This is a genomic window from Paenibacillus sp. FSL H8-0315 (genome assembly GCF_038005365.1).
Classification (GTDB): Bacteria; Bacillota; Bacilli; order Paenibacillales; family Paenibacillaceae; genus Paenibacillus_AQ; species Paenibacillus_AQ odorifer.
Map to the genome: position 1 here is coordinate 3637372 of NZ_JBBOTA010000001.1, position 12557 is coordinate 3649928.

The following is a 12557-nucleotide window of genomic DNA, read 5'->3' on the forward strand; positions in this document are numbered from 1 at the left end:
TGAACGCCCTTTTTATTGTAAGCCTCATTCTACCCAAGGGATTAGATGAGGCTGTTCATCCAAGATGGACATATACTGCTCTTTCCAGCCGTATTTGCCGTCGGGGTCGAGGAGCATATAACGCAGATATTTTTCCAGCCGGAACTCGGCTTTGGACCAACCGAGATGCTTGAGCCGCAGATTGCTTAGCTGATGAGACAGCTCGAAAATATTTTCCGGGAACCGCCCACAGTGCTGTGGGGATTCATTCCATACATAGTTGAAGTCTTCTTTATAGCGAAGCAAAAAAGGGCGGTAGTTCAGATGAGAGCGCCAGTAGGTATCCTCCCTGTAATGGTTCGCGTTCCATAAATCGTAAAGGCGGAAGCAGAACAGATCGACCCCATCTGCATACAGCAAGGAATCTATATTTTCTGCAAAGCTGGCTTCAAAGATCTCATCCGCGTCCAGACTCAGAATCCACTCGGGATTTGTCTTTAGGACTTCCTCCCACTGCTGTTTTCGCAGCTCAATTTCATTGCTGAACTTGGATTCGGTATTATGCACGAGACGAACGGGAATGCCTTCAAGTGCTTCCAGACAGACAGCTGCTGTATTGTCGGTGCTGCCGTCATCAATAATGACAGCCTCATCGATATATTTGCGGTGTTCCTCCAGAACCTGTCGCAGGAAGCGCCCGCTTTCATTTTTTACAACCATGGTAAGGGTTAGCTTGGGACGCTTTTTGGTTATAGGAGCAGCTGCAACCTCATTGGAATTTTCCTCGATGGGTGTGGGTGCCGATTCAGCTTTTACTCCTGTTGTTTCTCTGATGAAATCTTCAACCTTGTTCAAATCACTATCTCTGTACAAATGAAGGGCAGGATAATGGGTGTCAACAAATTGCGGGATGCCAAGGGCCGCGGCACGAATGCAGAAATGGCGATCCTCGCCCCAGTATGATATGTTCCGGATCTGATTGTAGCTCACCCCGGCTTTTATCGCATGCTGGCTAATCAATGTACAAGCGCCGAGACCCCCCACTTCATAGATTCCAGGATTGCGGAGTTTGGCTATGAATTCATGAAATCTGCGGTTGATCTCCTCGGGTTGCAGTTTTTCGCCGGGAAGTATCTCCCACTGATTATATTCGTCATGCATCCAGACCTGCGGCTGAAACATGGTATCGGGCTGCCACTGTGTCCAAAATACCTCTGAAATAATATCTTTGTTCGTCCCTATTAGATGTCTTAGCGTAGCGGGGTGGAGGATGAGGTCTGAGTCGATCAGGAACAGGTAGTCGTAGTTCAGGGTTTGCGCTCGGTTAATCATGAGGTTTTTGAAGTTGGCGACTTTCCAGACTAAATCAGAATTCCAATAGTGAGTCGTATCATTGCGAATGTACGCATCGTTAAAGCCGGAGCTTTGAATAAAAATATGCTCGCCCTTGCTTTTGAATTCCTGGAGCAGCCGGCTGGATTCCTCATCATCATTGTCATCAATCAGATGGAAATCCAGTTCGATTTGCTCGATATTCAAGCGCAGCAGGGAATTCAGAAATTCCCGTAATACATTGGGCTTTTGATGGATCGGGCTGCCGATTAATACGCGTGTCTTATTCATTGCGGCCTCCTTGGGGGACTCTCCCTTTCTTCCGAGAGGTATAGGTATGTTCTCAATATATTTACAGTGAGAGAGTAATAATCCTTATTTCGCAAAGTTCTTATAGTAAATGAGAAATGAGAGTTGGATAAATTGAACTTTTTAGATATATTAATTTTGATGAATCTGCTGTACAATTACCGGATAATTAGATAAGAATGCAGCCAGATGAGTACAGGAATGAGACTATGGATAAATCACCACTAAAAGTTCAGTAGTTAATCAATCTGTTACTGGCCATGAATCCTCGTGCGGATGTGTTCTGGGATGATGGAAAGGGTGAATACCGACCTCTGCTGAATGAGGATGCTGAGGAAATTGATTGCACCGGAAGAGACAGCGAAGACTGAAGCTCATATTGGTGGCTGAACAGAGTTTGATTATTGCGACCCTTGGCATACTGTATTCGGAAGAGTCATTTCAGGTATGGACCATGTGGATACTTTAAGGCGTGGGGATGTCATGAAAAAGGTGGAAATTATCAGTTCCCTCAATATTACATTAATGTGAAATGCTATCCATTGTAATTCCTAGTATCCCGATATACAATATAAAAACAAACAAAGACAATATAGACACGGGGGAGAAACTTATGCGTAGAGGATTATCTGGAGTTATTACTTTGGTTTTGTTAACATTTTTGATTAGCGCGTGCTCCGGGGGAAATAACGCCGCTTCCACAAATACAAATCAGACGCCTACGGCTACTGAAGGATCGACAGCAAGCACTGAACCAAAAGATGGCGGCAACTTAATTATTGGGGTCGCTGCAGATCCTGTCATTCTAAATCCGAACTATGCAGGTGATCGTGTTAGTCTGACGATTGACCAAGCGCTCTACGCGCCATTGTTCCAAGTGAATAACGGAGAGAAGACCTTCTACTTGGCAGACAGCCTGACACTTTCCGAAGATAACCTGACTTATACATTGAAACTGAAAAGTGGACTAACTTGGCATGACGGAGAAAAGCTTACAGCTGACGATGTCGTGTTCACGATTGATAGCATCCTCGATGAGAAGCAAAACAGCATGCTGAGAGCGAACTTATTCATCGGTGATAAACCCGTTAAGGCAGTTAAGGTGGATGATCTGACTGTAGAGTTCAAGCTTCCGCAGGTCAGCCCAGCTTTTGAAGCTACACTAGTGCAAGTATTTCCGATTCCAAAGCATATTTTTGAGAATGAGACGGATCTAGAGAAAAGCACCAAGAATGCTGCTCCGGTTGGATCTGGCCCATTTAAATTTAAAGAATACAAAGCAGGCGAATATGTTACACTCGAGAGATTTGATAACTACTTTGGCGGCAAACCACATCTTGATTCTATAACGTACCGGATTGCTAAAGATACGAATGCTGCGAATCTCGCACTTCAGAATGGTGAGATCAACATTAAGTATCTAGATCCACAGGATGTTGGAACGATTGAGGCTTCGAACAATTTCGAAATCCTGCCTTATAGTGAAGGCCGATTGTCCTACCTGTTGTTCAATGCAAACAGTGATAGAGGTGCTCTTGCTAAAAAAGAAGTTCGTCAAGCCTTGTCTTTAGCCCTAAATCGTGATGAAATCATTCAGGCTGCTTATACTTCTAATGAGTATGCAGACCCGGCGAAGTCCTTTTTGACTCCGGATGCATTGTTCTATACTAATGACGTACCTTCTTTTGATAATGATGTAGAAAAAGCCAAAGAGCTTCTGCAATCGGCAGGGGTTAGCGATCTGAAATTGAGATTGATTGTATCGAGCGGTAATAAAGCTCAGGAAGCCATTTCACTATACGTGCAGCAAAAGCTAAAGGCCATTGGCGCTGAAGTTGAACTGCAAAATATGGATGCCTCGGCATATGGTCAGAAATTCAGTGATATGAATTCAACAGATTTTGAACTTGCGATTGCAGGTTATATTATGGGTTACGATCCTGATGCTTACAGAATTTTGTATACTTCTACTGCAGACTCTAACTACTCGCATTATAATAATGCTGAAGTCGATAAGTTGTTCAATGATGGTGCAGGAGAAGCAGATGTAACTAAACGTGGTGAGATCTATAAGAAGATCCAAGAGATCATTGCTGACGATGCACCGATTTATCCAATTGCTAATACTAAGACTATTGTAGCTGTCTCCAAGAACTACGGCGGTCTAGAAGAAGCAGTCTTGAAGCCTGTCGTTATTTTTGAAGATTTATCGAAAATCTACCTTAAATAAGAACGGGAAAAAATAAGCTGGTCAATCCAGCTTATTTTTTTACCGATATAGAACTGGGAGAATATACGTATGAGACAACTTATCGTCCGAAGATTACTGCAAACCCTGCCGATGCTGTTTTTTGTCTCGGTTGTGTGCTTTGCGATGATTAAGCTGGCTCCGGGGGATCCGGTACTATCCTTCGTTACGCCGAATATGCACGCGGATGATATTGAGCGCATCCGGCATAACCTTGGGCTGGATAAGCCAGCCTACATTCAATATTTTATATGGATCAAAGAAGTACTGCAGGGCAACTTCGGTTATTCCCTTGTGAATCATCAGCCTGTATTGGAGCAAATTCTAGAACGTTTACCTGCAACAGCAGGTTTGATGGGCAGTGCAATCGGCTTAGCCGTTCTGTTGGCGATCCCGATGGGTCTGCTTGCTGGAGCTAACCGGAACCGCTGGGTGGATAAAGTAATTAATTTTTTATCCTATATCGGAATTTCAGTGCCTTTATTTTGGCTGGCCATCTTACTTATGTACTTATTCGCAATTAAGCTGCACCTGCTGCCTATAATGGGGATGCGAACCATTGGTGTGGAATCAGCGGTTGATGTATTGAAGCATGGTATTTTGCCTTGCGCCGTATTGGCGTTTGGATTTCTGGCCGGTTACGTACGATACATCCGCTCTAGTACGATTGGACAGCTAAAAGAAGAATATGTGCAGATTCAATATGCTTTTGGATCCAGCAAGACAACGATTCTGTTCCGTCACGTGCTTAAGCATGTACTGTTGCCAGTAATTACATTGCTCGGGATGTCGATGGGTGATCTGGTGGCGGGTGCAATTGTAACGGAGACGGTATTTTCATGGCCGGGTATTGGCTCTTTAGGGATGACTGCGGTTAAAGGGATGGATTATCCCGTAATTATGGGAATAACTTTGTTCTCTTCTTTAATGCTGATCATCGGCAATCTGGTCGCGGATATTCTATATAGCTTCGTGGACCCACGAATTAAATTAACGAGGTGACCTCATGAATCGCAGTAAATGGAAAAGTGTTGGAGATGAGCTATTTACGAATAAATTGGGTGTCGCAGCCCTCATTACTTTAATCGTCTTCACACTAGGCTCTATATTTGCTTTTTTATCCGGACATGATCCGAATGCAATGGATGTTTTGGCACGTTTGAAAGCACCCGGGGCGGATCATTGGTTTGGTACGGATGATTACGGCCGGGATTATTTTGCCCGAGCTTTGTATGGTGGCCGGGTATCTTTGCTAGTTGGTTTTGCTTCAATGATCATCGCCACGGGTATAGGTGTGACGGTGGGCGTAATCAGTGGATATTTTGGCGGATGGATTGATAATCTATTGATGCGGATGCTTGATGTAGTGATGTCCATTCCATCTTTCCTTGTGCTGCTGCTGCTCAGCGTATTTTTGAAGCCGAGTGTAGGAAACATCATTTTAATCATTGCTCTATTAATGTGGATGAACATTGCCCGTGTGATTCGTGCGGAGACGATGACGATTAAAGAACGGGAATATGTACTGTATGCAAAAGCTTCCGGCCAGAGCAACTTCGGAATTATTTGGCGTCATATTCTTCCGGGGCTAGTACCTGTTGTGATTGTAGGTGCGACGAATAATATCGCTTCCGCGATTATGATGGAGTCGTCCCTAAGCTTCCTTGGGTTCGGGGTACAACCTCCGAATGCCACTTGGGGCAGTATGCTTAACAATGCGCAGGGATATATCGCTCAGGCACCTTATTTGGCATTGTTCCCGGGGTTATTGATACTATTAACGGTTCTGAGCTTTAATGTTCTGGGCGATATTTTGCGGGTTGGCTTTGAACCGAAGCTGATCCGAAGATAGGAGTGTGAAGACATCATGACGGAACGGCTATTGTCTGTTGAGAATTTGAAGGTTTCCTTCCAAACTCGGGATGGAGAGAATCAGGCAGTTCGTGGCGTTAGCTTTCATATAGATGCTGGAGAAACGGTAGGGATTGTTGGTGAATCCGGAAGCGGGAAAAGTGTAACTGCGAAGGCGATTATGTCGTTGATTACACCTCCGGGTAAAATTATCGCTGGAAATATTAATTTTCGCGGTGACAATTTATCTAACCTTTCGGAAAAAGAGTGGAGAAAACTGCGCGGTAACCGTATAGCGATGGTGTTTCAGGACCCCATGACTTCTCTTAATCCTGTGAAAAAAATCGGCCAGCAGCTTACGGAGGTCATCCGGCGGCATCGCGGCTTAAATAAGGAAGCAGCGTTTAAAGAGGCAGCAAGTATCCTGCGGCAGGTGGGCATTAATAATCCTGAGCAGCGGCTGCAGCAGTATCCGCATGAATTCAGCGGCGGGATGCGGCAGCGGGTCATGATCGCTATGGCTCTTTCCTGCCAGCCAGAGCTATTGATTGCGGATGAGCCGACAACTGCGCTTGATGTAACAATACAGGCCCAAATTCTTGATCTTTTTAAAGAGCTAAAAAATAATACCAGTACAGCTATAGCGCTGATCACTCATGATTTGGGTGTGGTGGCTCAGGTATGTACACGGGTTATCGTAATGTATGGTGGACTAGTGATGGAGGAAGGTACGGTGGAGGATATTTTTTATCGCCCACAGCATCCTTACACGAAAGGTCTGCTTCGCTCCATTCCGAAACGTGACGGCAAATCGCGTGAACGTCTAATTCCAATCGAAGGCACACCTCCGGATTTGTTGAATCCTCCTTCTGGCTGTCCCTTTATGGAACGTTGCCCTAATGCTTTTGCCCGTTGCAGTGAACGTCCTCCGGTAATCGAATTATCGCCCGGTCACCGTTCGATGTGCTGGTTAGCAGATGGCGTGCAGGAGACTCCAGCCGTAGCTGGCGTTGAAGGGAGCGGTTCGGTTGAGTGACAATAAGATTCTAGTGGACGTAAATAATCTCAAAAAACATTTCTCCAAAGGCAAGGATATGTGGGGACGCGATACATCGGTGCTTAAGGCAGTAGATGGCGTAAGCTTTCAGATACGACAGGGAGAGACCTTTGGGCTGGTTGGAGAGTCGGGAAGCGGCAAGTCCACGGTTGGACGCTGCTTGCTGCGCTTATATGACTACACAGACGGTGAAGTGTCTTTTGACGGGCAGCCGCTGAGCAAGCTTGGAGAGAAGCAGCTAAAACCTTTTCGCAGACGCATTCAGTCGATCTTCCAAGATCCCTATTCATCACTTAATCCAAGCTTAAGTGTGCTTGATCTGATCAGTGAACCGATGAAAATCCACGGCATCCACGAAGGTGAAGAACGCAAAGAAGCTGTTGCGGCATTGCTGGAAAAGGTAGGTTTAAAAAGAGAACATCTCTACCGCTTCCCGCATGAATTCAGCGGTGGCCAACGCCAGCGGATTTCGATTGCCAGAGCATTGTCCGTAAGACCTGAGTTTGTCGTGTGTGATGAACCGATCTCAGCGCTGGACGTGTCTGTCCAGGCTCAGGTAGTGAACATGCTGGAGGATTTGCAGTCCGAATTCGGCTTGACCTATCTCTTTGTCGCACATGATCTGTCGATGGTACGGCATATTTCTGACCGGATCGGCGTGATGTATGGCGGTCGTCTAGTAGAGGTAGCCGAAAGTGATGAGCTGTACGAGAATCCTATTCATCCTTATACAAAGGCGCTGCTGTCTTCCATCTTGGAGACGGATCCCCGGCGGGCCAATCAGAGAATTATTTTAGACGGATATTCGCAAGAGTATGGCAGAGCTGAGACTTCCACACTACAGGAAGTAAGTCCGGGCCATTATGTTGCTTATGATTTTACGGTATGATTAGACTCTATATATAGATTGGGAGGGATCAGAATGTCAGAGAACTTAAACCGGGTAAAGTTATCCCAGTGGGATGCGTTATTGGTGGAATCACTCCGCTCCTTGGGGTGGTCTGATGAGGATATTCTTCGTAAAGTGGCAGAGGGCGATTTGCCCGTTGACGAGAGCGAATACCAATTTGATTATAAGCAGCTGACTACGTTGCAGTCAGAGCAGCCGGAGTTGTTCGGGCAAGCGGTGAAGACAGGCTATCAGATTAAATACAACACGATTCGTGGGATTCGCAGCTGGATATGGGTAGCTCTGGGCAAAGAAGCGGCTCTGGAGCTTGAGGAAGGTAAGGAAGCCGCTGAGGTGGCTTTAACCTTGGCCGAGAAGGAACGTTTGGCTTCTGTGTTATCCTTCGGTTGGCAGATCGAGAGCGATACGAAGGCAGTGGTTGGAGATACAGCTGTCTACCGGATTGCACCGATTGGACGTTAAGCTGAATAGCTACAGTAAAAAACGATTGTTGCGGGGAAGGACTCCCTGTGCACAATCGTTTTTTTGTTATATTTCTCGCTTAAATGCTTATCTTTAATATACGCTTACCGCTGGGTAAAATACCTCATAGTGTGCAGCCTCAATCCAGCTTCCTGTCTTAAAATCTCTGCCCCGGACAAGCACTTTATCGCTATACACTTCTACATAGAAGCCTTGGCTGCCCTCTTTATGTTTATCTTCATTAGTCCAAAGATAGGCGACAGAAGCAGCATTAAACATCGTTGCGATCTCTCCATCGCCAGGGAACATAGTGTTGTCTACCTCCAGCTCCCAATGGGTATGTCCAGTGAATAACAAGGTCTGAGGGTATCTCGACAGGATTTCTTTTAATTCCGTATCTTGTGTGACACCATACCAATCTTGCGATTCCAGCGATCCGGCTACGGTGTCTTTAAGCGGTTGATGCAGGAAGAGAAAGATAGGCTGATCTGGTGAAGCTTGTTCTCCAAGCTTATGCTCCAGCCAATCAAGCTGTTCAGAAGAAAGATCACAGAATTTGGGCAATCCTTGTTCTGTCCCTAGCATAATAAAATGATAGCCATTGACCCAGTGATCATGATAGGGTCCGGACATTCCGGTCTGTGACGTATACATTCCTAAACGTGATTCCCAATTTCCGAGGCCCACATCATGATTGCCTAAGGTAAAGGTAATCCCGGGCAGTTCGGTTTTGTATTGTTTGAGGATACGAAGCATTTCTTCGTATTCAGCAGGGAAGCCGTGGTCTGTGACATCACCGATATGCATAATCCCGCTGCTGCCTTCCCCATGCGCTGCTATATCACGGAGAGCCAGCTCGAAGTTAAGATTGTACTCATGATTGCGGTCAGCAGTGACATGGGTATCCGTAATGATCTGAAAGGTGATAACTGGTTTATCTTCAGGTGATGTGTTCGTACTCATGTTTGGGCATCCTCCTTCATCTATGAACCTATCCAATACTGTTGCTGTTTGCTAATGCGTCTTGCCGCTAATATTCAGTCCTATGATCCCGACAATGATGACGGCTATCCAAAGTAGTGAGGATAGGGTTAGCTTTTCTTCAAAGAACAGGGTTCCTATGAAGGAAATCAGGATGATTCCCGCTCCTGACCATATCGCATAAGCTACGCCTACCTTAATAGAGGTGAGAGCATAATTCAGGGAGGTGAAGCTGGCTCCATAGAACAGGAACATAAGCACGGAAGGCCAGAGCTGGGTGAACCCTTGAGATATTTTCATTGAGAGGGTCCCTGAGAGTTCGAACACAATAGCCAGCGCCAGAAACATCCATGCCCATATTCCTTCTATTCTCACAGGGAAGTAACCTCAATTCTGAGCTCAGCGTAAGATTGTACAATGAGATCTGCATCCGGGAGAATATGTGTTGAAGCACTAGTACCGTCGCTTTCTGCTAGGCCGATAGCTACCTGTACACCCGCTGCTTTAGCCATTCGCATATCCCCATTAGTATCACCGATAACTGCTGTGTGCGCGGGTTCAACGGCCAACCTTTCGCAGGCAAGCTGCACCATGTCGGGGAAAGGTTTACCCTGATCCACAAGATCTGTTCCAATTACCTCGGAGAAATAATGCCGTATGCCAAGCCATTGGAGATGTTTGTCTGCGGCCTCTGTTTCATCTGCGGTCACCACGGCGAGAGGAATGCCTGCACTCACACACTCATCAAGAAAACGATGAAGTCCCGGAAGGGAGTGAACGGGGCGTTTCTCTTCTAACCTAACATCCGCTTCGAGACGGCATTGATGGACAAGCTCCATGGACTCCGCCCAAGATAAACCTTGCAGATAACCCTGCCATGACAGGATGGCATAGAGGTCACTCATAGTCCCCATAGCCAGGGGGCCGTTCCGATCATAATCGGTAATGCTTCCTTGGGCATTGTGTATAGTTCCCATTAATGCAGGGAGCTGCTCTTCTGCAATCTGTAGCCCTCTTTGCTTCATATACTTCGTGAATCTCTCTAAAAAACATTCGCCCCAGCTGCCCCAGAGGGATACGAACTGGAGCAGCGTACCATCCTTATCGAATAGAATAGCTGCTACAGCGTATCTGCCTTGCGGAGTGATGAGCTCAGACATGAAGTCCACCGCCCTTTATTTTAATTTATCAAGCGCTGCTTGTGCCGTTTCTTGTGCTTCCTTAAGTGCTTGTGCTGCTGGGATATTCTCAATTTGCACCTTATCTGCGGCGATTGTCAACGCATCGTTAATTTTGCCGCCAGTTGGGTCTTGGAAAGGTGCAGAACCATGAGAAGCTTGCATCAATGGGACCCTAATCTGTGGATTACTTTCGCTGAATGACACAAATGCCGGGTCTTGCAATGCGGATTGGCGCACCGAAATATATCCCGTATTAATGGACCAGGACGCAGTATTCTCAGCATTTGTGAAGTAGGTTAGCCATTTCATAGCTGCTTCCTTTTCACTGTCGCTGGCTTTGGATAGAATGCCGGCCATAAGTGCTTGGGCTACGGGTTTGCCCTCACCGATCCCAGCCCAGCCTGGCTGCTCCATAGCCGAAACAATGCTGAAGTCCAAGTCGCCCTGATCGCCGCTGGAGCCGGTGTAGCCTGCGGCTTGACCCTTCATTACATCGTCAATCGTCTTGTACCAATACTCCCAGCCTTGACCGCCGGAATGAATCCGCATGATCTTATCCTCGTGAATCCACTTGCGGAACAAATCCCAGGTTTCAATCCACTCTTTAGAGTCGACCATAACTTGTTTTCCATCCTCACTAAGGATAGTGCCTCCTTTGCTGAGTACGGCATCAATCATGTTCCCTGAACCCCACATAGGCTCCCAACCATAAAGGGTGGTTTTGCCGCCGTCCTTCACTGTCATTTTCGCAGCTGCGGCAGCCAGATCTTCCCAAGTCTTTAGTGTGCTCGCATCAATTCCATTCTTCTCAAAAACATCTTTGCGATAGTACATGACCTGCGTTGTTCCATACATCGGCAGGAAGTATTGCTTACCATCAACCTGGCCCTGATTTAGAAAGGTTTGGACAAAATCCTCTTTATTGAAATCTGGCTGCAGTGCCATAAGCTCGTCTATCGGAGCGAAATATCCTTTACGGGCCCAATCTACATTGGAGGAGAGAGCAGCCGCAGGCACTTTCCCTGTAGCGATAGCTGCTTGCAGCTTCTGTTCGGTTTCCGTGTAGTCTGCCTGCGCGATACCTTTGACAATGACCTCTTGCTGAGAGGTATTAAATTTCTGAATCAGTGCCTCCATATTCTCACCAAGCTTGCCGCCGAGACCATACCAGAATTCAATTGTTACCGGTGCATTTTGTGTGGGTGCAGCCTCTGTGGAGGGGGAGGAAGAAGCTCCATTCGCCGCTGTAACATTGCCTGTATTCGCATTTCCTCCGCAAGCTGTTAACATTGTAAATCCGGCAACCAAAGACAGGGTGGACAGTCTCTTCAATACGTTCATCATCATTCTCCTCTTATTAAAATAGAATTGTTAGCTTATCCTTTGCTGGAACCAGCGGTCATATTGACACTTTGCATGATCGTTTTCTGAGCTAGTAGAAATACTAGCAGCAACGGGGCGATGGTGAATGCGCTAGCGGCCATGATCAGCGGCCATTTTAATCCGTAGGCACCTCCTTGAGTAAAGAAACTACGCAGACCCGCCGAGACTAGCTGTAGATTAGGGTCTTTGGTGATCAGCATCGGCCAGAAATAGTTATTGTACTGATCAATGAAGGTGATCAGGGCTAGCACAGCAAAGGAAGAACGTGTAATGGGGACAAGAATGGTCCACAGAATCCGCATATGTGAGGAACCGTCCACTTCTCCAGCCTCCACCAGCTCATGGGGAACCTGAAGGAAGGCTTGGCGAATTAGAAAGATGGAGAAGACACTTACACAGTTGGATAGAATTAATCCGGCATATGAATCCAGTAGATGGAGCTGGGACAATACCAAATATCCGGGAAGATAAACAGCGGTGGCTGGAACCATATAGCCGAAAAGAATAACGCCTGAGAACAGCCCTCTGAAGCGGAATTTCATATGCGTAAGCGCATAGGCCATCATCCCGGAATTTATGACCTGCAGAATAACAATCGACACAGCGACAAATATGCTATTGCCCATATATCTGAAGAAAGGGGCTTCGTGCCAGGCGGCTGAAAAATTACTCCACAGCGCATCCTTAGGCCAGATTGTGGGCGGAGACTGCCAGATTTCATCATTGGTTTTTAAGGCGCTGGTGACCATCCAATAGAAGGGGAAGGCCATGATCAGTGCAATAGCTGTAAAAAATAGATGGCGGGTCAGCTTGCCCACGCGTACGATCGTTGCATTCATCAGTCGTTCTCCTTTACAGCAGTTG

At 46.4% G+C, this 12557-nt stretch carries 12 protein-coding genes and 1 pseudogene; 7 read left to right on the top strand and 6 right to left on the bottom strand.

Features of this window, described 5'->3' with window-relative positions:
* Nucleotides 1–24: 24 nt before the first annotated feature.
* Nucleotides 25–1602 carry a glycosyltransferase family 2 protein gene (locus MHB56_RS15860; RefSeq protein ID WP_341143740.1) on the bottom strand — a complete coding sequence of 526 codons (1578 nt, stop codon included), beginning with the start codon at nt 1600–1602 and terminating at the stop codon, nt 25–27.
* A gap of 435 nt (nt 1603–2037) precedes the next feature.
* Here MHB56_RS15860 and MHB56_RS15865 point away from each other — a divergent pair.
* The 7 genes and pseudogenes from MHB56_RS15865 to MHB56_RS15895 all read left to right on the top strand — a co-directional run.
* Nucleotides 2038–2151, top strand: a pseudogene (locus MHB56_RS15865) (peptidylprolyl isomerase); the annotation flags it as partial.
* Between the two features lie 82 nt (nt 2152–2233).
* Entirely contained in the window at nt 2234–3850 is a 1617-nt protein-coding gene (locus tag MHB56_RS15870; protein WP_076127005.1) for an ABC transporter substrate-binding protein, read from the top strand.
* A gap of 69 nt (nt 3851–3919) precedes the next feature.
* Nucleotides 3920–4870: an ABC transporter permease gene (locus MHB56_RS15875; RefSeq protein WP_076127007.1), complete on the top strand. Its 951-nt coding sequence runs from the start codon at nt 3920–3922 to the stop codon at nt 4868–4870.
* 4 nt (nt 4871–4874) lie between these two features.
* A complete protein-coding gene (locus MHB56_RS15880; protein WP_036687295.1) occupies nt 4875–5720 on the top strand; it encodes an ABC transporter permease in 846 nt (281 codons plus the stop codon).
* Nucleotides 5721–5735: 15 nt separating this feature from the next.
* A complete protein-coding gene (locus MHB56_RS15885) occupies nt 5736–6755 on the top strand; it encodes an ABC transporter ATP-binding protein (protein ID WP_076127008.1) in 1020 nt (339 codons plus the stop codon).
* On the top strand, nt 6748–7665 hold the full coding sequence (locus tag MHB56_RS15890) for an ABC transporter ATP-binding protein (protein ID WP_280753353.1): 918 nt from the start codon (nt 6748–6750) through the stop codon (nt 7663–7665). The genes MHB56_RS15885 and MHB56_RS15890 overlap by 8 nt, the downstream gene beginning before the upstream one ends.
* A gap of 33 nt (nt 7666–7698) precedes the next feature.
* The gene (locus MHB56_RS15895; protein WP_248549165.1) at nt 7699–8148 is read left to right on the top strand and encodes a hypothetical protein; all 450 of its coding nucleotides are present in this window, start codon (nt 7699–7701) and stop codon (nt 8146–8148) included.
* Between the two features lie 93 nt (nt 8149–8241).
* On the opposite strand, the gene MHB56_RS15900 is transcribed toward MHB56_RS15895, so the two are convergent.
* The 5 genes from MHB56_RS15900 to MHB56_RS15920 are packed head-to-tail and all read right to left on the bottom strand — an operon-like array spanning nt 8242 to nt 12532.
* Nucleotides 8242–9111: a metallophosphoesterase family protein gene (locus tag MHB56_RS15900; protein WP_248549164.1), complete on the bottom strand. Its 870-nt coding sequence runs from the start codon at nt 9109–9111 to the stop codon at nt 8242–8244.
* Nucleotides 9112–9162: 51 nt separating this feature from the next.
* Nucleotides 9163–9504, bottom strand: a complete 342-nt coding sequence (locus MHB56_RS15905) for a DMT family transporter (protein ID WP_248549163.1) — start codon at nt 9502–9504, stop codon at nt 9163–9165.
* On the bottom strand, nt 9501–10289 hold the full coding sequence (locus MHB56_RS15910; protein ID WP_339189171.1) for an HAD family hydrolase: 789 nt from the start codon (nt 10287–10289) through the stop codon (nt 9501–9503). The genes MHB56_RS15905 and MHB56_RS15910 overlap by 4 nt, the downstream gene beginning before the upstream one ends.
* Nucleotides 10290–10304: 15 nt before the next feature.
* The gene (locus MHB56_RS15915; RefSeq protein ID WP_339189173.1) at nt 10305–11651 is read right to left on the bottom strand and encodes an ABC transporter substrate-binding protein; all 1347 of its coding nucleotides are present in this window, start codon (nt 11649–11651) and stop codon (nt 10305–10307) included.
* A 35-nt stretch (nt 11652–11686) separates the two neighbouring features.
* Nucleotides 11687–12532 carry a carbohydrate ABC transporter permease gene (locus MHB56_RS15920; RefSeq protein ID WP_076127021.1) on the bottom strand — a complete coding sequence of 282 codons (846 nt, stop codon included), beginning with the start codon at nt 12530–12532 and terminating at the stop codon, nt 11687–11689.
* Nucleotides 12533–12557: the final 25 nt, after the last annotated feature.